The sequence below is a fragment of the Caldanaerobius polysaccharolyticus DSM 13641 genome (assembly GCF_000427425.1).
In the GTDB taxonomy this organism is placed as follows: domain Bacteria; phylum Bacillota; class Thermoanaerobacteria; order Thermoanaerobacterales; family Caldanaerobiaceae; genus Caldanaerobius; species Caldanaerobius polysaccharolyticus.
The window spans coordinates 570,522-592,513 of sequence record NZ_KE386495.1; the positions used below are offsets into that span (position 1 = coordinate 570,522).

Below are 21,992 nucleotides of genomic sequence, written 5' to 3' on the forward strand. Positions count from 1 at the left end.
GACAACCATCCCGATTTTTATACTACCTCACCAATCCGTTTCTCCTGAGGAATACCTTGGGGTGTATCACCACGTTTACCTCCGGGAAATAGCCATCATCCCAGTTGTCTTTGACCTTTTCCCATATAGAAGGGTAATATTTGCTCAGGAGGTCACCGGCGCCTATGACATCAACCCTGTAATTTTTCAGCTTGGCTACAGTGTGATTTACGTTCTCCTTTATTTTTTGCTCTGCAAGAGTCTGGACATCCCTCACAAACTGCTCTGTCATCACCTCATCCATTCTATCCAGTATATCGCCGCTTACGTCACCCTCAAACACGCTGTTGAGTATAAGGTATATTTTGCCGTTTTGAACCGCCAATCTCCTGGATGTCCTGGCGCTATATATCTGTATAGATACATTGACCCCTTTTCTTTTTACCACCACGCTTCCACCTTGCATCTGATTTTGCATTATTTCTACAGCGCCGTTCTCGAGGCCATTGAGCTCACCTACAATCCTGAATTTTTTTATAACAGCCGCACCCGCTATCTCCACGTCTTTTTTGGAATAAGACATCAAGGGGATAAGGCCATCGCCACCGGTGTTGTGAAACCCTATGATTATTTTCCCTATATCCCCTGTCCTGATGTTAGAGGTGATATTCTTATTGGAAAATACCCCGTCGATAAAAACCCCCAGTACGGGCTCATATTGAGGCGTTATCTCCATGACATCTTTTACGTCCCCTTTTACGCAAACCACGTTTACTTTTCTACTAAACTCGTGGTACCTCTCCAGCTCGTCCAAAACCTGCCTGAAGAGCATAGGGTCTTTAAGGATATTTTCTCCAAATATCACCACTTTGGTATGGCCAAAGTACAGCCTGTCATTTAACCTGGTTTCCACAGATCGAGCTATGTCAAAAATGCTATCTCCTCTGCCGCTAATTGTAAATTTGGGAGTGCCTTTGCCCCCGCCTCCCATCGGCGTGCTTATATAGGACTTTAAGTTAGGGAACGAAAAGAACACCTCTATATTTTTACCGCTCCCCTCTACCTTGTCAACGCCCATGGTAAGCACAAACGCCCTTTTATCTATCTCTACCTTATCCCAACAACCCGTAGCAGCAAACGCCACCGCAAAAATAAGCAGTGCGCAAAGCACCTTATGCCTCTTTTGCATTTCTATCGCCTCTCGAATTCTTAATCTTTGCGATAAGCAACAGAATCAACGGCACCGCCACTGTCAGTATAGCCGCTACGTACACGCTGACAGCTCTGAACACCTCAAAAGTCTGAACCAAATCCGCAGGCGACATGGCGACAATGTATATGACCGGCAACAATGCTATAACCGCGTAGTTGTACTCATGGGCCCTCACCACTCTGCTGAAGCCCAGCGACATTATGTAAAGAATCGTAGCGATGGTGGTAAAAACCGACAGCGTCCATATGCCTATCATGATACCTTCCAGATTCTCTATAAAAAAACCAGGAATACTGATTATCTTAGCAAGGGATATCACAGGCCATACCAGGTGAATTTCCTCCTTGGCTCCAAAAACGGCAGTGGTCAACAGGACCAGTGTAAGGTTAATGGCCGCGGCAACCCCTATAGCGTAAAAGGTATACCTTGTGCTTTCATGGGGTTTTTTGAGAAAGGGAATCAAAAACAGCATGGACTCAAAGCCCATAAAGAAAAAAGCCGAATACACGACACCGTCTATAAAAGCCCCAGGAGAAAACTTCATAAAAGGCAAAAGGTTGCTGAGGTCCGCATCCTTTAGCGTAGGCAGCAAAATCAGCGCCATAATAATGATAAACACGGGCAACATGATTTCACTCAACCGGGCTATAGGCTCTATGCCGTGCCTTACTATGTACACACTGGTCAGAAGCATCGTCATTATGACGATTTCCAACGGGGTATAGTACAACAAAAACATCTTTAGCACCTCAGCAAAAATCCTCACCTGAACCGCTGTAAAAAACGCAAAGTAAATGACCATAATCAGAGAGAGGATATTCCCTAAAAAACCCCCCACGATTTTTTTGCTGTACTCTACAAATGTGTCATTTATATACATCCTCCCTAGCCCTGTGACTATAACAGAAAACACCATAGCCACCAATGCCCCCAACACCACCAGCACCCATCCGCTGGCACCAGCTCGCGCTGCCACGTCCCGGGGAAAGCTGAGGCTGGCTATGCCCAGCATCTGTACTATCAGTGTGGCCGCCAATTGAACGGATGTTATCTTGTCATCATTTTTCATCATCCTGATTCGCCTCCGCGCTTCTCACCTTCTCATCCCTTTCATCGTCAATCCTCACCTTATCTTTTTGCTGTAAATAAACGGGCCTGTACTTCATAAATGGCAATGGCAATTTCACAACAATATCCGCCAGATCTCTTGAGGTATAGCTCATAAAGGAGGCGATATAAGGCACTCCAAAGCTCTTTAATATCACCATGTGAGATAGAAGCAAAATAGTCCCTATATATATGCCGTAAAGCCCCAACACAGTGGCCAGCAGCATAAATCCAAATGTCATCATCCGCAGGCTCAGGCTCAAGCTGTAATTGGGTATAACAAAGGAAGCCATAGCTGTAATAGCTACCACGATGACCATAAAAGGACTGGCGATTCCGGCCTGTACCACCGCCGACCCTATGACAATAGCCCCTACAACGCCCAACGTCTGAGATACAGGTGTAGGGAGCCTTATTCCTCCTTCTCTCAGTATCTCCAGTACCCCCATCATCATAAACGCCTCTACAAATGAAGGAAAAGGCACTGTGACCCTAGTAGCTGCTATATACAGCGCAAGGGTGGTAGGTATCATCCCAGGGTTGTACGACGTTACAGCGATATACAGAGCGGGCAGATACAGCTCAATCAATATACTCAAAAACCTCAACAGCCTTATCACGCTGGCAATAGGCCACCGCATGTAATAATCGTCAGGGGATTGGGTTAAAACGCTGATGGTTGCAGGAATCAACAGCGCAAAGGGGCTATTGTCCACCAGAAGGGCTACCCTTCCTTCATACAGCGCTGCCGCCACCTTATCCGGCCTCTGGGTCATCTCCAGCTGAGGAAAAGGCGAATACCAGCAGTCCTCAATTAGTTGTTCTATGTACCCACTTTCCAGCACGGCGTCGATTTTTATGGTGTTAAGGCGCTTTTTCACCTCATTCAACACATCTTCGTCCACTATGCCCTCAATATATCCTATAACTACATCGGTTTTGGAACGAGACCCCACCTGAACAGACTTTAGTTTAAGCTTGCTATCCCTTATCCTGCGCCTCACCAGTGCTGTGTTTACCCTCAATGTCTCCACAAAACCTTCCTGAGACCCTCTTATGGTCATTTCGGCTTCGGGCTGTGAGATCGACCGCATTTGCCACCCTCTGGTCTCTAAAACGATACCCCTGTCATAACCGTCCAGCAGCAAAACGGTAAGTCCCGAAAGCACATATACTATGATCTTTTCAACGTTCTGTACTTCTTTAATATCAGCAGCTGACAGCGAGGTATTCTTTATCAGCTCAAGTATATCTTTAATATCCTTTGTCCTTGGCCTGGCTTGCCTGGCGTCTAACATCAAGGATTTCATCACATGGTTATTTATAAGGTCTTTGTTGGCCATACCGTCGATGTAAATCAATGTCATCTTAAATTTCTGGTTTTCCCCAATAGCAAAGTCTCTGTACACGACGTCGTCGCAATCTTTAAACGCCTCTTTAAAAAGAGCTACATTTTCATTGAGATCTTTGGAAAGGCGCCGATCTCCGTTTTTTCCGCTGTTGTCTTTCCCTATAAGCCTCTTTATAAAATCCATCGGCAATCACCTTAAACCTAAACTCCTGATTATGTACATCGCAACAGCAAAGACGATATAAAAATATCCCATCTTTTGGGCTATGCTCGCGTCTTTTTTTAATTTTTTTCTCCTTAAGTTTTCACCATCCACAAACACTAAAAAAAGCCCTATTCCCGTCATCAACACAAGTGCATACAGGTCAAATCTCATGCCCACGTACTTTAAAACGGCGTTCAATTAATATCACCCTAAATTAGATTGGACATCCAATGCGAATTTTATGCGCAAAAAAAAAACACCTTTCGGTGTTTTCAGGCTGATTTAATGTAATTTTCCGCCATCTCCACGTCAGAGGGCTTATCCACATCATTCCCTATCTCCGGATATTCTGATATGACAGCCCTGGCATCAATGCCCAGCATCTTTGAGACCCGCTCTTCTACTTTGGGTATCGTAAGCCTACCCAACAAGAATTTCATCGTAAAAGACCAGCCCAACATCCTCACGAGCTTTATAGGCCTCTTGCGGTTTTCTATGACCTCATAGGCCATGTCCATGAGATTGTCTATAATGCGGGGATTCATATATATTATATTTCCACCGGTAAACGTTCCTTCCCGCAACCTGGCATACGTGCGCCTGGCTTTAGGAAACTTCTCCTTGTTCACCTCTTTTTTTACTATGGGATAGCAAAAATCCCCACCGATGGCTTTTGCCTTTTCTACAAAGTCGATGATAGCCTCAGGAGTTATCATAGGTATATCCGAGGTCAAAACCAGCACTCTATCCTGGTCGCCCAGGTACCTGACACCCAACAACAGGTTGTCCAGCATATTCCCACCCCCATCTAATACAGTGCAGCAATCGTCTCCTTCAAAAAGGGGTGAAAGACCGGCAGCGTTACCAACTACTACTATTCTGTCGATTATCCCCGATGCCTTAAGGGCATCGGTAACGTACAGTATCATGGGTTTGTCCTTTATCTTTAAAAGAGGTTTATCAGGAAGTTTATCGCCATCACCGCTGCCCGCCAGTACAATGGCATTTAACATAATAACAAGACCTCCTTATTTATCCTGGCTCAATTCTTTTATTACCTCATTCTGTATATTCTCTACATGCTTTATAGCCAGCTTTTTCGCCTGTTGAGCATTGCCAGTCTTTATTGCCTGCAGGAGTTCCCCATGTTCCTCCACCAGTTTATTTGCCCTTTCAGCCATATTCACATATATAATCCTGAAGCGGTGTATGTGCTCCTGTAGATTGGCCATTATCTGAATAAGCTTTTCATTTCTAGAAGCATTAAACACCGCATCGTGAAACTTCACATCACATTCTATTATACCCCGACTGTCCCCTTTTTCTACGTTCTCTTTGGTCTTTTTCAAAATTTCATTGAGGTTTTCGATCTCTTCTTTGGTTATCCTTTCTGCCGCCAGATAAGATGCCAGACCTTCCAATGTCTCCCTTACTTCAAACACGTCGATTATATCTTTAAGCGAGACATCAGACACAAAGGCGCCTTTGCGGGGAACCATGACCACGAGGCCCTCCAGTTCCAGTTTGCGTATAGCCTCTCTCACCGGAGTGCGACTTACGCCTAATTTTTCCGCCAGCTGCACTTCCATAAGTCTTTCACCGGGTTTTAACTCGCCTGTTATAATGGCATGTTTTATGTGCTCAAACACCAATTCCCTCAATGGTTTGTAGTTTTCCAGTTGAAACATCCCGCTATCCATTTGCACTCTCCTCGTCAATAGTTTTTGCTAAAAAAGCCGTATAAACGCGGCTCAGCGCTTCATACGCCTTCCGGGCGCTCTTTTCATCCATGTATACACCATAAACAGCCGTTCCACTGCCGCTCATAAGGGCTGTCTCACACCCTGTATCCATCAAAGCCTCTTTTATCTCTTTGACCTTAGGACAAATCTTCATCGTCACGGCTTCCAGCCCATTGGAAGCCAATTCACATATTCTCTTCAAATCGCCGTCCTGGATCGCTTTTACCTGCCCTAAAACATCGGGGTGCAAAGGATCCACCAGTTGGTCATACAACTGGTATACAACCTCGGTGGACGCAGATGCATCAGGCTTTACTAATACTATATGAAATGGAGGTGTCTTCAATGGCACGAGCTTCTCTCCTACACCGCCTGCGAAAGCCGTACCACCTCTCACGCAGAAAGGCACATCAGCTCCCACTTCCAGCCCCAATGCCTGCAGATCCTCGCCTTTTAAATTCAGCCTGTACAGCGCGTTTATGCCTTTTATCACAGCAGCAGCATCAGCACTTCCGCCTCCAAGGCCAGCGGCTACAGGTATGCGCTTATGGATGTGAATTTTGATGCCGCCTTCCAATCCAAATTTCTTAATCATTATATCCGCTGCCTTGTAAGCGGTATTTCTCTTATCGCAGGGTAGTTTGACGCCATCACAGGTCACTTCTATCCTTGTGCCTTCCTTTTTTATTTCCAAAGCATCCCATAAATCGATGCTCTGCATCACTGTCTCAATATTATGATAGCCATCGCTTCTTTTGCCCAACACATTTAAGGAAAGGTTGATTTTAGCATATGCTTTTATCCTCAATATCAACACCTTACACCGGGATTTTCTTGTATATATTATACAACACATTTTTAAAAAAGTGTATACAAAAAAGTATTCCGCGAGGGAATACTCGATCAACAAATGCTATAGGAATTTCTTTGGTATTATCAGCTTTAATCCAGATTTTATGTCTTCCCGCTGCACATTGTTGTGTTCCAGTATGTCGTCCACTGTGGTACGGTACTTTTTGGCTATATCCCACAGCTCATCGCCTTTTTGAACCATGTAAACCGTTATACTGGGCCTTTCAGGCTGAACCACATCCAGTTCCTCTACTCCTGTGACCAGCTGTATCTCCCGATCTGCGTACACCGTAACCTCTACGTCCAGCAAGGATTTTAACTCCAACTGCCTGGATGTCTTGAGTTCGTAAGCGGACTTACTTCCTATAATCCCTACATAGGCTACTGCATCCTTTGTAGCACCTGGCACATCTGTCACCACGTTAAAAGGTATCTCCTGGATCTCCCCTGTCACCACCGTGTCCCCTGTAGATGTCATGTATACAGCAGCGACCTGCAAGACGCCGTGGGACACTACTTTGCCATCGGACACTGAGTAGTCTATTATGACAGGCCTTATACTGACATCGTACATGCTGGTAGCAGGCTGTATCAGCGTCAACGTGTCCTTTACCTCTACCTGGGAGTTTTCCCGTCCAACGAGTTCTCTGCACCTGTAGGCGCTTTTAGACAAGCGCGTAGCTCTCATAGGGCTGTACGCATCTACAATAACTTCCCGCTCATCCTCTCGATAGACTTTTGCCACACACTTTAAGAGAATTTCTGCGTTTATTATCCTGTTTTTTCCTTCTGCATCCTCTGCCACCCTAAAACTGGTGTCATCCACGTAAAACCTGACCTCGGAAGACATACCCTCTTCAGCGCCTTGCACATCCGTTTCCTGCGCAAAGGGCAATTCATATACTGCCTTTTCCAGCGGATGCACAGATTCACCGGTATAATACATTACGTCCAGTGAAACATATCCTTCAGCCGTAACCTTTCCTGACGTCACTACCACTTTCTCTACGACTACATCTATGCCAGCTTTAATGATTTCAGATATATCCAGCTTATTTTGTGGTAGTTCCAGCTCTTCCCTTATTATGTCCTGGGATGTCCCTTCCCCCAGCGTATTGCTTATCTTTATGTTTTCTCGAAGGATCTGCATATCAGGAAGTCCCGTTATATCTTCTATAACGTCTACACTTTTTCTCTCCAATACCTTCACGTTTAAATCCACCAAGACATTGAGGGAAATCTTTCGGGCGTTGACTATAGCGGCATCAGCGCTCTCAACGGTATCAGAGACCTCGCATATCATCTTGGCCTCCGCTCCTTTTACGTCCACGTACTGGGTATAAGGTATATGGGCCTCAACGCACTCTATCAGCTTGTCTGTATCTCCTGTATACAACACGCTGCAATCAAGCATTCCTTCAATCACAGCCTTGCCCTGGATCGTTTCCTGTCTTATTATGTTATTGCGAGCTGATACCGAAAGTATCTTATCTACGTCGGGCCTGTTATCTCCGATAACTATATCGTGGGAAATTAAAGCCTGATATCTATTCTCACCTACAACCTGTTCCACCACCATGTTCTCTTTTAGCAATTCCAGCGCCATATCTTTACCCTCCCATTGCATACTGTTATATAGTATGGCGTTGGATTAAAAAATATGACAAAAATTAAAGACCAGTTTCAAACTGGCCTATTTTTTACATACACGCTATCTTTCTATTGTCATTTACCAACGTGAGCTCTATGGTCTCCGTCAATATATCGGAATAGCTAAAAGTCACCCTCCTGCACATACCTGGTGCGTCCAACCTCACTACAAATATGCTGGGATATGTCTTTTCCAGAATACCCTCCCTTATTACGGTTTTCTTGCGACCTCCATTGGTCTTTAGCTGGACCCTTTCGCCAATATGGTTATCTATATCTCTCTTTATGGCGATGAGAGCACTTTTATCCGCCACCGACATCACCTCACTTTTATGCTCTATATATTTTATCACACGTTTTTTAAAAAGTCAAACTTTTTAAAATTTAAACAATCAATTGGCTCTTGGGAAACCCATTTCTGTACTTACCCCTGGTCTGCAAACCGCCGATGCCGTTAATCCCCGTTATGGTATTGGCTATGATGTCCTTTGGGGATATTACGCTGTCAATACTCGTATAGGCGATTTTTTCGCATATAAAAACAGGATCTAGGGCGTGTATTAACACCCTTCTTGGGGAGCTGGCGTAATTGGCCCCCGCCTGTATAAGCGCCTCATAATGGGATTGGCAGGCACCTGCAAATATCACCAAATCGTCCAGCGAGGGCTCAAACTCCCTGGCTTTCTTCACGGCCTCCACAAAATACTTGGAATTGCGGTAACTGTTTAAATCGTTAAAGTCGTTCCTGTGCTTTATTATGCCGTCATGTCCAGTCAAAACCAATATATCAGGTGTATAAGACCTCAGCAAATCAAAAACCACATCAGGTTGTCTTTTCTCCTCCACGTTCACGCCAACAACATCCACGTTTAGCTGCCTGTAAGTGTCAAGGCATATATTGAGGTACTCATTGTCCCCGTCTATGTGCAATACCTTGCCGGGTTTTGAAAAAACCTCCTCTCCCCTGGAACCATCAGCACATTTTTTTTTTCGACTTCTCCTGCGCCGACGAGTGCACTGAGGTACATCCCGCTCTTTTAATATCTTGTTTATCATCTCCTCAGCTTGTCTAGAAAATTCTTGATCAAATTCGTTCATCCTGGTCATGGGCTGCGGCTCCAGGTCTTCTTCAGGGGCGTCTGCCATTATCCTCACATTGACTCCCCTCAAAATATAGTTTTTTACTCCTTTTACGCTGAGGATATCGCATATCCTAAAAAGTATATCGCTGTTGTAGGATTTTCTCGTCACCAAATCCCCTATACGAAATTCCCTCATACAGCCTCCCCCTTATTCTGGCTTTTAATGGTGTGGTTTCTCAATAATAATATATGGACTTTGGGACTATCCTGACATTAAAAAAGAAGCAGTTTTACTGCTTCTTTAATCCTCCATCTGTTTACCTAAAAAGGAAGCACCTGTTTCTGCCAGTTTCAACTCCAGTTCTCCAAGGGGCTCTCCTGCCTCTCTGGACTCTATGATAACCGCCCCTATGCACTCTCCTCTGGACATAATGGGGGCAATGACCTGGGAAAAAGGCTCTGTTTCACCTTCGCATATCTTTATGGTATCGCCTTCGCCTCCATTGCCCAGCACCACGCTTTTCCTTACCATCATGAGCTTTTCCAGCTCGGGGCTTATGGACCTATCTATAAACTCTTTTTTAGGCGCTCCTGCCACAGCAATTATAGAGTCGTTGTCTGCAATGTATACAGGGCGCTTTGTAGATTGATACAGGGACTCAGCGTATTGCTGCGCGAAATCGCTCAGCTCTCCAATAGGCGAATACTTTTTTAGTATGATCTCGCCTTCCCTATCGGTAAATATCTCCAGCGGATCGCCCTCCCGTATCCTCAAGGTGCGCCTTATTTCCTTTGGAATAACTACTCTTCCGAGGTCATCTATACGCCTTACTATTCCCGTTGCTTTCAACATCGCAACCTCCTTTGAGAAATAATTATTCGATTTACCATTAGTATTTATCTTTTACTAGAATTTATTCCAAAAGAAGGCGCATCATTTATTTCCGATTTTTACGCTATTTATCACCCTCTGGTTTTTCTTTATCTTGGCGTTTTTCCTCCACTGGTCCACAAGCTTTCGATATTCATCATCCCTCTTTTGAGCCAATAACTTGTCCTTTATCTCGCCTTTTACCTGGTCAAAGGTCTTCTGAGGCTGAATTTTTTTATCTGTTACCTTTATAATATGATAGCCAAATTGGGTCTCTACAGGCTGGCTTATCTCACCGGGTTTCAACGCAAACGCAGCCTTTTCAAAAGTGGGATCCATAGTGCCATAAGTAAATGTGCCAAGATCTCCTCCTTTGTCTTTGGTCTGGGTGTCAATAGAGTACTGCTTGGCCAGCTGTGCAAAGTCCGCTCCCTTTTTTAGTTTCTGCTCTATCTCATCTGCAGTCTTTTTGTCGCTGACCAGTATGTGGCTTGCGGTAACCGTGTCTGGTTTAAACTCCAACTTGTGTTCGTCGTAATACTTCTTCTCCTCTTGTTCGGTAACAGTAACATCGGCTGTTACTTTTTGCTCCAGCTTTTGTATTGTAAGCAATTTTCTGTACGTATCTTTTAATTGGGCGACCAGCTTATTTCTATCCAGCTTCTGGTCTTTTAATATCTTATTAAAATTGTCTTTCCCTCCGGCGTAAGTTTCATACATACTCACCTGATCGTTAACCTTTTTCTCCACTTCTTTGTCGGTAACGCTTATCCCCTCTTTTTTAGCCTGTTGAAGCTGCACCTTTTGCAATATCAGGGATTCCAAAACCATGGTCTTCAAGGAATCCCCCAGTTTTTGCCCTTGATACGTGGCATTCCAGTCCTGCTTGCCCTGGCTTTTTTCAATGCTGTCCACCTGGGCATTTAACTCTTCCTGAAATTCAGCTCTTGTAATCGGCTCCCCATTTACTGTGGCTACGACGTTATTGGAAACGCATCCAGTCAATAGCGACAGAATAACAGCAGCCGCGATAAATAGAAAAGCTGCTTTTTTTATCAAATACACCCACTCCTTCTAACATTTTACATTTACGCTCGCGTTTAAGTATACAATAATTATATATTACTCCCATCACAAATACAATTTCACATATGTTACAAATTATTGGGCCACAGCAACTGGTTGGTCCTGAAGGTTTTTTAACTTAAGCAAAAACTCCTGCAGCTCTTTCAGCATAACAGAAGGCTTTTGAGACACTTTCAGCGAAATATGCGGTTTTTCACCGGCACTGTACATCAGTTTGCCTCTGTACTCCTTTACTAAAAAATCCGGCAGGTACAGCTGATCCTTTGGGTAAAGCGCGACGGTGTCTCCTCTTTGCACCACAGATATGATGCCGTTGCACCGGGCAAGGTACTTTATATACGCAATAGCTATAAGGTTTCTGGTAGGCTGTGGCACATCGCCAAACCTGTCCAACAGCTCATCCTCCACATCTATGACGTCATCTTTGCTGTTTATGGCGGCTATCTTCTTGTACATCTCTAGCTTTTGCTTCTCATCGGCTATATAGTTCTCATCGATATAAGCGTTTACGTCCAGGTCTACGCTTACCTCTACTTCCTTCTCCACAGGTTCTCCCTTGAGCTCTTTTATTGTCTCCTCCATCAGCCTCATGTACATGTCGTATCCCACTGTGATCATGTGACCATGCTGCTCCGCACCTAATATATTCCCTGCTCCCCTGATCTCCAGATCCCTTAGAGCCAGCTTAAATCCCGAACCAAATTCTGTAAATTCCTTTATCGCTTCCAGCCTTTTTTCCGCTTCCTGCGACAGGACTTTATCCTTTCTGTACGTGAAATAAGCATACGCCAATCTGTTGGATCTTCCCACACGGCCTCTCAGCTGATACAGCTGGGATAGGCCAAAATGATCAGCGTCATACACGATAATAGTGTTCACATTGGGTATATCCAGTCCTGTCTCTATTATAGTGGTAGAGAGAAGAACGTCGTACTGACCTTCATAAAATTTAAGCATGATGTTCTCCAGCTGCCTTTCACTCATCTGACCATGGGCCACGGCTATGCTGGCTTCGGGCACCAGTTGCGCCAGGTATGCAGCCATGTTGTTAATGCTGGCGACCCTATTGTACACAAAATAAACCTGTCCACCCCTGTTGAGCTCCTTTAAAATGGCGTCCCTGATGAGAGCGTCGTTGTACTCCACCACATAGGTCTGGACGGGAAACCTCTCTCCCGGAGGGGTCTCCAGTAAGCTCATATCCCTTATGTTCAAGAGGGACATATAAAGAGTCCTGGGTATAGGGGTGGCCGTAAGCGTGAGCACGTCCACGTCCTTCTTCAATTGCTTTATGCGCTCTTTGTGCCTTACGCCAAATCTCTGCTCCTCATCTATAATGAGCAATCCCAGATCGTGAAACGAGATGTCGTTTTGCAAAAGCCTGTGGGTACCTATGACCACGTCTACAGTGCCGTTTTTTATGCCCTTTATGGTCTCTTTTTGCTGCTCTTTTGATCTGAAGCGACTGAGCATATCCACTTTTATAGGGAAATCCTTAAACCTCTTGGTAAAAGTGTTGTAGTGCTGCTCTGCCAGTATAGTAGTAGGGCACAGCACCGCCACCTGTTTGCCGCTGATGGCCGCTTTAAAGGCAGCCCTTATAGCCACCTCGGTCTTGCCGTACCCTACATCGCCGCACAGCAGCCTATCCATGACCTTGTCTGACTCCATATCGGCTTTGACTTCCTGGATGGCCTTTAGCTGATCAGGAGTCTCTTCATAAGGGAATTGCTCTTCAAACTGTTTCTGCCACGGGGTATCCTCAGGATACGCGTAACCTTTCGCCGCACTTCGCTCCGCGTACAGCTTTATCAGTTCAGATGCTATATCCTTTATGGACTGTTTCACCCTGTTTTTAGTCCTGGCCCACTCATTTCCTCCCAATCGGTTGAGCTTTGGCGGAGCATCTTCGGACCCTATATACTTCTGTATCATGTCCAGCTGATCCGCGGGCACGTACAGTTTGTCTCCCCCGGCGTACTGAATGTACAGGTAGTCTCTGGTAATGCCATCTACCTGTATCTTGTTCATGCCCACATACCTTCCGATGCCGTGATTTACGTGGACCACGAAATCCCCTGGCTTCAACTCAGCATAGCTTTTTATCCTGTTCTCCTTTTTTGCGGCAAAACTCTTTTTCTTCCTGGACGCTCCAAAAATCTCCTCGTCGCTTACCACAGCAAACTTTATGTCAGGGTATTCAAAACCTTTGCTCAGGGTGCCAGGGAACACCACTACTTCGCCCTTCTGGATCTCCCCTTCGGCGGTATCCTTGTAATGGCATTCTATGCCTTCTCCTGCCAGGCTATCGCAAAGGGAAATCCCCCTGTTCTGCCCTCCCGAGAGCAATACCACCCTATAACCCATCTTTCGCCACAGGTTTAACTCTTCTACCAGCATGTCTATTTTATAGTGAAAAGGATGCATTGCTCTTGCAGTAAAGCTTACAAAACCTTTAGGGCTGAAGCCACTCAAGGATTTCATAAAGGGATTGTAAATAACCATAGGGCCTGATTGCAACCTCGCCGCTATTTCTTCGTAGGGTGCCATCAGAGAAGACTGGCCAGGAAGAACCTCGCCTCTTTCCAGCAGGGCCTTGAAATTTTCCTCAAACTCAAACCTTACGCTCTCAGCCGCTTGTCTGACCATATCAGGTTCGTCCAAAACAATCAATGCCTCTCCTATATAGTCCAGAAGCGTAGCGGCATAAGGAAATAAATAGTTGAGGAAAATATCTATATCTGAAAAAGCTATATTATTTTCAAAGCATTCGATGTACTCATTGATTTTATCCGATAACCTCTTTGCCGCATCAGGGGCCATGGCCTTGAGCTTATCCTCCTGACTGGCCAGTTCTTTCGCCATAGTTGTCGTGGCTCTCTTTACAACCTCTTGAGTTATCACCAGTTCTCTGGCGCAAAACAGCCTGACGCTATCTACCACCTGTTCGGTGCGCTGGGAAATGATATCAAAAATCCTTATGGAATCGATCTCGTCGTCAAATAGCTCTATTCGATAGGGCTTTTCTTCAGTTACCGGGAAAAAATCTATGATCCCGCCTCTGACACTGAATTGCCCTTTACCTTCGATCATATCCACCCTTTCATATCCCATGCTCACCAGCAGAGATGAAAGTTCACTTAAATCCACCACATCTCCCACTCTTAGCGTTTTAAGGGCTTTTTTCAAATTCTCCGGCGGCGCCAATCTGCTGAGCAATGCCTCTATAGAGGTCACCACGATTAAGTCATCGCCGTATAAAAGTTTTTCTATCACAGAGAGCCTTTTCCCCGTGATTTCATTGCTTTTGGCCTCGACTTTATAAAACACGGTATCTTTTGATGGGAAGTATTCCACGTTATCAGCAAAAAGCGCAAAATCTCCTGCCACTTTTCTGGCTTGAAGGTCGTGGGGCACCACGTACAACAACCTCTTGCCTGTCATGCGGTGTAAAGCATAGGCTACGTGTACCCGCTGGGTTTCAGTAAGTCCCGTTGCCAGGACAGGGGTATTTCCATCGTTTACGTTGTTCCACAACAGCTGAAATTCATTTAATTCCTTCAGTGGCTCAATCCACAAGTCTTTTACCTCCCATCATAATGATGTTCCATACGGAGTGCATCAAAGCAGCCAGAGCTACCGCATATATTATATCTACGTACGCACACGCCTTAAATGTTCCATAACCCAAAAGCCCATGGGTAATCACGCTCAAAGCCGCTGACCGAGCGTTTGCTTTTTTGCCTGCGTTAAAATAATCCCAAACGCCTTCAGCCACACCAAAAGCGGTGTGGCTGAGTACAATATCGCCTCTTAGAAACACAGCAAGATAAGTCTTTAAAAACTCCTCTACCAGAGGGGCGACAAACACCACCGAATACCTGCCTACAAACCTGGATGCCACAAGGTTTACCACATAAGCTGCACCAGCAGCCAATACACCTGCTATCAACCCCATGTTTTCAACCCGTTAAACTTGTTCATGGCTTGGTAAACGGAATCAGATATAATGGTTTCTATAGCATCACAGGCCCTATCCACAGCGCAATCCACTATCTTGCGCTCTTCATCCGAAAATCGCCCTAGCACATGGCCCACCATGTCCTTATCACCCGAAGGCATCCCTATTCCAACCCTCACCCGTGGAAATTCCTCACTTCCCAGGTGGTATATGATAGACTTCATGCCGTTGTGGCCTCCAGCACTTCCTTTGGCTCTCACCCTGATTCTACCTACATCCAGGTCCACATCGTCATATACTACAATGAGCCTGCAAAGAGGCAAGCTCATGTCTCTTACCGCGTCAACTACAGACCTTCCGCTTTCATTCATATAAGTAGATGGCTTAAGCAATATCACTTTTTCTCCATTAAAGCAGCCTTCGCCTACAATGCCTTTGTACCTTATGTGCTTTATCTCCACAGACCATCTTTCTGACAGCCTGTCTACTACATCAAAGCCCACATTGTGACGGGTCCCTTGGTACTGGGAACCCGGATTGCCCAATCCTACGATTAAATACATTTAAGACCTCCTGCAACGCTTTACTGCTTCTTTTCATGTCCTCATCCAGTACTTATATTATACAGTGTAATTAAAATTAATGCAAATAAACGCAAGCGCTATTGAGATTGTATCAGCTTGATCCTGAGATTTAAAGTCCTTCCATCCCTCCAAACTGTTACCGTCACTATATCTCCTACTTTATGCTTTTCTATTACGCTTTGAAGCTGCTGTATGGTCTTTACAGTAGTCCCATCAACCGCTGTAATCACATCACCAGGGCTTAAACCTACCATCTCAGCAGGCGATCCTGGTTGCACGTCCTGTACGTACACTCCCTGGGGAATATTATACGCTTTAGCAAGCTGGCTGGTTACCGTAGCTCCTACAATGCCTATCATAGGCCGCTGTATCTTGCCATACTTGATGAGGTTTTCTATGATAGGCTTAGCAGCATCGATAGAGATAGCAAAACCCATGCCTTCTACATTCGTACCCTGGCTCTCAAACAACCCAAAGGGATCTGACTGAGAACCTGTACTGGTAAGCTTAACGCTGTTAATACCTATGACCTCTCCCTTGTAATTTACCAACGGCCCGCCGCTATTGCCTGGGTTTATAGCCGCATCCGTCTGGATAAGCGGTAGGCTCTCTACATCGGTATCCAGCTTTCGATTAAGCCCCGAGATCACACCGGCTGTAACCGTATCTGCAAACGCGTCACCCAGCGGATTGCCTATGGCCACTGCCAGCTCTCCTACCTGCACCTTGGAGGAATCCCCCAGCTTAGCGGCTGGAAGCCCTGTAGCATTTATTTTTAACACAGCCAGATCTGTTCTGGCATCAGCTCCAACCAGCTTAGCCGTGTATTGTTTGCCCTCGGTAGTCTTAACCGTTATGACGCTGGCCCCGTCGATGACGTGGTTATTGGTGACGATATACCCGTCAGAACTTATTATTATGCCCGAGCCGCTGCCTCGCTCAACCAGCTGGCTGCGAAGACCATTGGAAGCCTGTACGCTATTGGTTATACCAACCACCGAAGGAGAGACCTGTTTGGCCACCTGCACTACCAAATCCCATGGATTGGTACCGCCATTTAACTGCAGGCTTACAGGCTGAAAGTTAGGCTGTATTATAGCTGTCTTGGTGGTTTGATTAGAAGGCATAATCTGAGGCGCAGCGTAAACCACTACCAGTCCCCCTATAATAGCTCCGATTAACGCCGTCAAAAAGTATCTGATGAAGCCCTTTTTCTTTTTAACGGGCCTTACCTCTGCCATGATCTCGGTATACCTTTCATTGTCAAAATCATTAAACATCAAAAATACCTCCTTTTTTTCTTCCTTTTGCTATCATTATAGTAGGTATTTTTGACAAAATTATTAACGAACTGTAAAAATATTATTATAATATTCCACCGTTTCCTTTAAACCCTGCTCCAACCTATACCGAGGTTGCCATGACAGTACTTCCTTTGCCCTTTTGTTGTCCAGATAACTGTTCATTATATCGCCTTTTCTCGGCGGCTGATACTGGGGTTCTTGATTTGACATGGTGAGTTCCTTCAATAGACTAAACAGGTAGTTGATGGTCACACATTTATTTGTGCTTATATTCAATATCTCTCCATCCCCTGCTTTCAACGCCCTGTAATTAGCCTCTGCTACATCTTTGACGTATATAAAGTCCCTGGTTTGCTCACCATCTCCGTATATAATAGGCTTTTTGCCGTGCAGAAGCCTGTCAATGAAAACAGCTACAACGCCGCCTTCCCCTGTATAATCTTGTCTTGGCCCATAGACATTGGCATATCTCAGCACAGTGTAATTTAATCCATATAGCTCTTTATACACATAAAGGTAGTGCTCCACCGTATGCTTGGCCACGCCGTAAAAAGAAAGAGGTTGTACCCTGTGGGACTCATCTATCCCCAGGTACAGAGGATTCCCGTAAACCGCGGCAGAAGACGCGTATATAAATTTCTTTACGCCGTAACGCACGCACTGCTGTAGGAGGTTTACTGTCCCCAAAATGTTGACAGAAGCGTCGTACAATGGGTCCTCTATAGATTTTTGAACGCGGATCTGAGCGGCATGGTGGATGACGTAATCGGGCTTTTCTCTCTCAAAGACCTCCTCTATGCTACGGTCTCTCACATCTGCTCTATAAAAGCGGGCAGCTTTGTGGACATTCTCCTCTTTTCCTGTGATCAATGAATCCAACACCACTACGTCGCATCCTCTCTCTATGAGCAGGTCCACTAAATTAGAGCCGATAAAACCAGCTCCCCCTGTCACCAAAACCTTCATAAACACTCAACTCCTTTACCTGTGCAATAAACACTGCTTTTCAGCTGATGGATGCCCAGCTGTACAATCCTGGGTTCTCCCATTATGTCAATCCTGACCCGGGCCCTCTGCTTTCTGCTGTCTACGTCCACAATATGCCCTTCCAGTCCCTTGAGGGGGCCATCCACAACCTGTACCAGGCCACCTATGTATATTATCGTGGAATAGTCGATAATTTCCGATCTCTCCGTGAGAGACAAAACGACCTTCATCTCATCGTCAGGAACAGGAATAGGATAGCAGTCATTTTTTAACACGCCGATTATACCGGGTGTTTCTGCTATCCTATAGTAATTGACGTTATTCATATGGAGGTAAACAAACACGTAGCCGGGGAAAACGGTCTTTAAAACCACCACTTGTTTCCCCTTTTTTCTCTCTACGAGTTTTCTCCTGGGAACCAGTATGCTTATATCATTACCAGCAAATCGCCTGTTTAACGCCTGCTTAACGTTGAGTTCATTGCCGCTCTTGGTGTATACCACGTACCAGTTCTTCATAATAGACCCTGGAAAATCCCAGGCCTCCTCTCCCATTGTCTTACTGCCTTTCTTTTATTATACCACATGAATATGTCACTGTGTGTCGATAACTGTCTCAAGCGTTGCGTTCGTATATCATCCTGAGGCCTTCCAGCGTAAGCAGGTTATTCACCTCATTTATAGTTTTAGACTCTTCGGCTACCATTCTGGCCAGCCCCCCTGTAGCCACCACAAAGGGCTCTTTATCTTTGCTCAGCTCTTTTTTCATCCTCTCCACAATGCTGTCCACCAGGCCCACGTAGCCGTACACAATCCCCGCCTGCATGGCTTCAACCGTAGACCTTCCTATGATGCTATCAGGTTTTACCAATTCTACCCTGGGAAGTTTGGCTGCTCTCTGAAAAAGGGCCTCAGCGGATATCAGTATACCCGGGGCTATAGCACCTCCCAGATACTCACATCGCTCGGTGACAGCGCAAAAAGTCGTAGCAGTGCCAAAATCAACGATAATCACAGGCCCTCCGTAAAGCTCGTAAGCGGCCACCGCGTTTACAATCCTGTCAGCTCCGACCTCCCGGGGATTATAGTACCTTATATTAAGCCCTGTCTTTATGCCTGGACCCACTATCATTGGCCTTTTATGCATGTATTTAATGACAGTAGCCTCAAAGGTATGCATGATAGGAGGTACCACTGATGACACTATCACCGCATCAACGTCTTCCAGTGAAAGCCCCCTATCTGCAAAAAGGCTTTTTATGAGTATACCAAACTCATCAGAGGTCTTTCCTCTATCAGTTGAGATCCTCCAAAAATGAAGCAGTTTTTTGCCCTGATACACGCCAAACACGATATTGGTATTGCCTATATCAAATGCCAACAACATAAAAACACCCCGCCTTCTAAGCAAATTTCACAGCGTTTATCACCGATCGCCTGACAGCCTCTACCGCTGCCGCGCATATGGACATAAACATTTTATCTGAAACAGGGGCTTTTGTCCCTGTAGACAATGCAAACATGGTGTCGCCATCGCTCATGGTGTGAACAGGTTTTATGGCCATGGCAAGGCCGTCATGGGATATAGATGCCAGTTTATTTGCCTGTTCCTTTGTAAGCGCTCCATCTGTGGCCACAACACCGATAGTGGTGTTACACCCTTTCAGTTCGCCGGATATGTCTTTTAAATCCCATACAGCCCCAAATTTTAAAAGGTATTCTGCCGTGTTTATAAAGCCCCTCTCTCCCCTGGCCCCTGCGATTATAGTACCTTCATCGTATACATCCCCAAGGGCATTTACCACTACAATAGCCCCCACGGTTATACCTCCCAGGGATATGGAGGCAGTCCCTACACCTCCTTTGTCTGCACATTTCATGCCTAGTATCTTGCCTATTGTAGCCCCTGTGCCAGCTCCCACAGTGCCTTGAGGCACGTCCCCTTCTGACGCATCGACACACGCCCTGTACCCCATCGCTTCATCAGGTCTCCTTTTGGGATCTCCTATGCCCAAATCGTATATCACCGCTGCTGGAACTATGGGAACTTTAGCGTAAGCAGTATCAAAGCCTATGCCTTTTTCCTCTAAATACCGCATGACTCCCGCTGCGGCATTTAGCCCAAAGGCGCTACCCCCTGCCAGGAGAACGCCGTGGACGTGCTGCACCAGGTTGGCAGGCCGCAAAAGGTCTGTCTCCCTGGTGCCAGGAGCTGATCCCCTGACATCTACGCCGCCTACAGCACCTCTCTCGCACAGCACCACAGTACATCCCGTCATGGCCTTGTAGTCAGAAGCGTGGCCTACTTTTATGCCTTCTACATCGGTTATGGCATTAAACATACCCGAGCACCCCTCTCACCGACACCTCGCCGGCAATTACCGCTTCAGTGCTGCCATCCTGCTTCTTTACAATAAGTGCTCCCCTATCATCGATATCCACCGCCAAAGCGTCAAACCCACCGCCTTTTTCCATCACCCTTACCGGCCTGCCAATGGTAACAGATAGCTTTTTGCAGTCCTTAATTATATCCGGAAAATCACCTTTTAAAAAACCCTCGTAAAGTTTTTCAAAATTGTTCAACACCTCAGCCAGCAGTGCCTTCCTGTCCACAACGCCATCGTTCTGGTTTGGCATGGTCTTTTTTCTCTCAATCAATAAGGATGTAGCTACATCCTTTAATCCCTCAGGAAATCTTTCATTATTCACGTTTATCCCTATCCCCACCACCACGGAATTCACAGCATCGATTTCCGCGCTTAACTCTGTCAATATACCGCAAACTTTTCTGCCGTCCATTATTATGTCGTTAGGCCACTTAATGCCAGCGTTAATCCCCACTGCGCTTTTTATAGCTCTAGCTACAGCCAGCGCTGCTACATGGGTCAAGCGCGGTGCTTCTTGAGGCGTTATATCGGGTTTTAAATACAGCGACATCCAGATACCTTGACCCTTCGGCGATACCCATGCCCTGCCTGTCCTGCCTCTACCTGCCGTTTGCTCTTCTGCCACCACAACGGCGCCTTCAGGAGTGTTTTCCGGGAGAGCCTTTGCCTGTGTATTGGTAGACCCCACTGTGTTAAAGTAAAAGTAATTTCTACCTATGTACTTTGTCTTAAGGTAAGGTTCTACCTCATCGTAAATGAGTATATCAGGCTCTTTAATCAGCATGTATCCCTTTTTTGTAGCAGATTCTATGACGTAACCCATCTCTCTCAGAACGTTGACGTGTTTCCATACGGCAGTTCTGGATACGCCCATCCTATCGCAGATCTGCTGTCCCGAAACGTAAGCGCCTTTGTTCTCTTTTAATATCCTGAGCAATAGGTTTGTCTCTTGTGCCATAATACATTCCTTCTCCCTGCGCTTTTTATCAAAAAACTCAAAAAGCTGGATATATTATAAGAGCAGGCTTAAAGCCTGCTTATCTCAATATCAACCGCTGTTTCTCATGCGCTTTATAGCTTTAACTATAGTTGTCGTCAGGAGCATGGCTACTATTACCTCAAAAATCCCGTTTTTCAAGGCGATGCCCCAAGCCACCTGCGGCGTAAGGTACTTAAAAGCCACCGCCATGGTCAGCACCCCTGCGGTATTGGTAAAGGTTCCCGCCGCAGCTGCCAAAGGCGTATTCTTAGACCACCTGTATACCACATATGCCACGACTCCTATAAAGATCCTGGGAATAATAGCAACCCTGGGATCTGCAAACAGCGGTGTGGTAGACCTCAAAAAGCTGGTAAGTCCGAAGATCAACCCTATAGCAGCACCTACATACGGTCCTTCCAGCACACCGCCTATGATAGCTGGAATGTGCATCGTGGTAGCCGACGCAATACCCAAGGGTATATATCCCAGTGGCGTCATGCTCAACACGATAGACAATGCCGACAACAGACCCGCCGTGGTCAGCTGCTTGGTCTTTGCCAGTGCCCTGGCATTGCTCTTGATCACCTGATTCACCTCCGTTCCAGTTCCTTTCAGGATACCGGACGATCTTAAATTGAAAGCACTCCAAT

General features: G+C 45.7%; 22 protein-coding genes. All 22 read right to left on the bottom strand.

What is annotated here, in order from left to right; translation table 11 throughout:
• Positions 1-22: 22 nt before the first annotated feature.
• The 22 genes from CALPO_RS0109245 to CALPO_RS0109350 all read right to left on the bottom strand — a co-directional run bounded on the left by CALPO_RS0109245 (position 23) and on the right by CALPO_RS0109350 (position 21,927).
• On the bottom strand, positions 23-1,168 hold the full coding sequence (locus CALPO_RS0109245; RefSeq protein ID WP_026487055.1) for a Ger(x)C family spore germination protein: 1,146 nt from the start codon (positions 1,166-1,168) through the stop codon (positions 23-25).
• Complete coding sequence (locus CALPO_RS0109250; protein ID WP_026487056.1) at positions 1,152-2,264, bottom strand: GerAB/ArcD/ProY family transporter; 1,113 nt, start codon at positions 2,262-2,264, stop codon at positions 1,152-1,154. Before CALPO_RS0109250 ends, CALPO_RS0109245 begins: the two co-directional genes overlap by 17 nt.
• Positions 2,251-3,834, bottom strand: coding sequence for a spore germination protein (locus tag CALPO_RS0109255; RefSeq protein WP_026487057.1), 1,584 nt, complete (start codon positions 3,832-3,834; stop codon positions 2,251-2,253). Before CALPO_RS0109255 ends, CALPO_RS0109250 begins: the two co-directional genes overlap by 14 nt.
• Before the next feature lie 6 nt (positions 3,835-3,840).
• Positions 3,841-4,053, bottom strand: a complete 213-nt coding sequence (locus tag CALPO_RS0109260) for a CLC_0170 family protein (protein WP_026487058.1) — start codon at positions 4,051-4,053, stop codon at positions 3,841-3,843.
• A gap of 74 nt (positions 4,054-4,127) precedes the next feature.
• Positions 4,128-4,868, bottom strand: a complete 741-nt coding sequence (locus CALPO_RS0109265) for a nucleotidyltransferase family protein (RefSeq protein WP_026487059.1) — start codon at positions 4,866-4,868, stop codon at positions 4,128-4,130.
• Between the two features lie 15 nt (positions 4,869-4,883).
• Positions 4,884-5,555 (bottom strand): GntR family transcriptional regulator, encoded by a 672-nt coding sequence (locus CALPO_RS0109270; protein WP_026487060.1) that lies wholly within the window; start codon positions 5,553-5,555, stop codon positions 4,884-4,886.
• On the bottom strand, positions 5,548-6,405 hold the full coding sequence (gene ispE / locus CALPO_RS0109275) for a 4-(cytidine 5'-diphospho)-2-C-methyl-D-erythritol kinase (RefSeq protein ID WP_026487061.1): 858 nt from the start codon (positions 6,403-6,405) through the stop codon (positions 5,548-5,550). The genes CALPO_RS0109270 and ispE overlap by 8 nt, the downstream gene beginning before the upstream one ends.
• A gap of 105 nt (positions 6,406-6,510) precedes the next feature.
• On the bottom strand, positions 6,511-8,055 hold the full coding sequence (locus CALPO_RS0109280; protein ID WP_026487062.1) for a DUF3794 and LysM peptidoglycan-binding domain-containing protein: 1,545 nt from the start codon (positions 8,053-8,055) through the stop codon (positions 6,511-6,513).
• 94 nt (positions 8,056-8,149) lie between these two features.
• Positions 8,150-8,419: a Veg family protein gene (locus CALPO_RS0109285; RefSeq protein WP_035172516.1), complete on the bottom strand. Its 270-nt coding sequence runs from the start codon at positions 8,417-8,419 to the stop codon at positions 8,150-8,152.
• Between the two features lie 64 nt (positions 8,420-8,483).
• The gene (yabG, locus tag CALPO_RS0109290) at positions 8,484-9,377 is read right to left on the bottom strand and encodes a sporulation peptidase YabG (RefSeq protein WP_026487064.1); all 894 of its coding nucleotides are present in this window, start codon (positions 9,375-9,377) and stop codon (positions 8,484-8,486) included.
• Between the two features lie 105 nt (positions 9,378-9,482).
• A complete protein-coding gene (gene spoVT, locus CALPO_RS0109295; protein ID WP_026487065.1) occupies positions 9,483-10,031 on the bottom strand; it encodes a stage V sporulation protein T in 549 nt (182 codons plus the stop codon).
• Between the two features lie 84 nt (positions 10,032-10,115).
• The gene (locus tag CALPO_RS13705; protein ID WP_051585945.1) at positions 10,116-11,111 is read right to left on the bottom strand and encodes a peptidylprolyl isomerase; all 996 of its coding nucleotides are present in this window, start codon (positions 11,109-11,111) and stop codon (positions 10,116-10,118) included.
• 102 nt (positions 11,112-11,213) lie between these two features.
• Positions 11,214-14,717: a transcription-repair coupling factor gene (mfd, locus tag CALPO_RS0109305; RefSeq protein WP_026487066.1), complete on the bottom strand. Its 3,504-nt coding sequence runs from the start codon at positions 14,715-14,717 to the stop codon at positions 11,214-11,216.
• Positions 14,707-15,096 (bottom strand): hypothetical protein, encoded by a 390-nt coding sequence (locus CALPO_RS0109310; RefSeq protein ID WP_026487067.1) that lies wholly within the window; start codon positions 15,094-15,096, stop codon positions 14,707-14,709. Before CALPO_RS0109310 ends, mfd begins: the two co-directional genes overlap by 11 nt.
• Positions 15,087-15,662: an aminoacyl-tRNA hydrolase gene (pth, locus tag CALPO_RS0109315; protein ID WP_026487068.1), complete on the bottom strand. Its 576-nt coding sequence runs from the start codon at positions 15,660-15,662 to the stop codon at positions 15,087-15,089. The genes CALPO_RS0109310 and pth overlap by 10 nt, the downstream gene beginning before the upstream one ends.
• A 98-nt stretch (positions 15,663-15,760) precedes the next feature.
• Positions 15,761-16,963 (bottom strand): trypsin-like peptidase domain-containing protein, encoded by a 1,203-nt coding sequence (locus CALPO_RS13710; protein WP_084295246.1) that lies wholly within the window; start codon positions 16,961-16,963, stop codon positions 15,761-15,763.
• Between the two features lie 63 nt (positions 16,964-17,026).
• Positions 17,027-17,953 (bottom strand): SDR family oxidoreductase, encoded by a 927-nt coding sequence (locus CALPO_RS0109325; RefSeq protein ID WP_026487069.1) that lies wholly within the window; start codon positions 17,951-17,953, stop codon positions 17,027-17,029.
• Entirely contained in the window at positions 17,950-18,528 is a 579-nt protein-coding gene (gene loaP / locus CALPO_RS13715) for an antiterminator LoaP (protein WP_051585946.1), read from the bottom strand. The genes CALPO_RS0109325 and loaP overlap by 4 nt, the downstream gene beginning before the upstream one ends.
• Before the next feature lie 61 nt (positions 18,529-18,589).
• Entirely contained in the window at positions 18,590-19,360 is a 771-nt protein-coding gene (locus tag CALPO_RS0109335; RefSeq protein ID WP_026487070.1) for a type III pantothenate kinase, read from the bottom strand.
• Positions 19,361-19,376: 16 nt separating this feature from the next.
• Positions 19,377-20,315 (bottom strand): P1 family peptidase, encoded by a 939-nt coding sequence (locus CALPO_RS0109340; RefSeq protein ID WP_026487071.1) that lies wholly within the window; start codon positions 20,313-20,315, stop codon positions 19,377-19,379.
• Positions 20,308-21,318 (bottom strand): biotin--[acetyl-CoA-carboxylase] ligase, encoded by a 1,011-nt coding sequence (locus CALPO_RS0109345; RefSeq protein ID WP_026487072.1) that lies wholly within the window; start codon positions 21,316-21,318, stop codon positions 20,308-20,310. Before CALPO_RS0109345 ends, CALPO_RS0109340 begins: the two co-directional genes overlap by 8 nt.
• A gap of 90 nt (positions 21,319-21,408) precedes the next feature.
• On the bottom strand, positions 21,409-21,927 hold the full coding sequence (locus CALPO_RS0109350) for an ECF transporter S component (RefSeq protein WP_245589935.1): 519 nt from the start codon (positions 21,925-21,927) through the stop codon (positions 21,409-21,411).
• Between the last annotated feature and the right edge of the window lie 65 nt (positions 21,928-21,992).

Bases quoted from the DNA above. Each gene is read 5' to 3' on its own strand.
- CALPO_RS0109245 (WP_026487055.1), bottom strand. From the start codon at position 1,168: ATGCAAAAGAGGCATAAGGTGCTTTGCGCACTGCTTATTTTTGCGGTG.
- CALPO_RS0109250 (WP_026487056.1), bottom strand. From the start codon at position 2,264: ATGATGAAAAATGATGACAAGATAACATCCGTTCAATTGGCGGCCACA.
- CALPO_RS0109255 (WP_026487057.1), bottom strand. From the start codon at position 3,834: ATGGATTTTATAAAGAGGCTTATAGGGAAAGACAACAGCGGAAAAAAC.
- CALPO_RS0109265 (WP_026487059.1), bottom strand. From the start codon at position 4,868: ATGTTAAATGCCATTGTACTGGCGGGCAGCGGTGATGGCGATAAACTT.
- CALPO_RS0109270 (WP_026487060.1), bottom strand. From the start codon at position 5,555: ATGGATAGCGGGATGTTTCAACTGGAAAACTACAAACCATTGAGGGAA.
- CALPO_RS0109280 (WP_026487062.1), bottom strand. From the start codon at position 8,055: ATGGCGCTGGAATTGCTAAAAGAGAACATGGTGGTGGAACAGGTTGTA.
- CALPO_RS0109285 (WP_035172516.1), bottom strand. From the start codon at position 8,419: ATGTCGGTGGCGGATAAAAGTGCTCTCATCGCCATAAAGAGAGATATA.
- yabG (WP_026487064.1), bottom strand. From the start codon at position 9,377: ATGAGGGAATTTCGTATAGGGGATTTGGTGACGAGAAAATCCTACAAC.
- CALPO_RS0109310 (WP_026487067.1), bottom strand. From the start codon at position 15,096: ATGGGGTTGATAGCAGGTGTATTGGCTGCTGGTGCAGCTTATGTGGTA.
- pth (WP_026487068.1), bottom strand. From the start codon at position 15,662: ATGTATTTAATCGTAGGATTGGGCAATCCGGGTTCCCAGTACCAAGGG.
- CALPO_RS13710 (WP_084295246.1), bottom strand. From the start codon at position 16,963: ATGTTTAATGATTTTGACAATGAAAGGTATACCGAGATCATGGCAGAG.
- CALPO_RS0109325 (WP_026487069.1), bottom strand. From the start codon at position 17,953: ATGAAGGTTTTGGTGACAGGGGGAGCTGGTTTTATCGGCTCTAATTTA.
- loaP (WP_051585946.1), bottom strand. From the start codon at position 18,528: ATGGGAGAGGAGGCCTGGGATTTTCCAGGGTCTATTATGAAGAACTGG.
- CALPO_RS0109335 (WP_026487070.1), bottom strand. From the start codon at position 19,360: ATGTTGTTGGCATTTGATATAGGCAATACCAATATCGTGTTTGGCGTG.
- CALPO_RS0109340 (WP_026487071.1), bottom strand. From the start codon at position 20,315: ATGTTTAATGCCATAACCGATGTAGAAGGCATAAAAGTAGGCCACGCT.
- CALPO_RS0109345 (WP_026487072.1), bottom strand. From the start codon at position 21,318: ATGGCACAAGAGACAAACCTATTGCTCAGGATATTAAAAGAGAACAAA.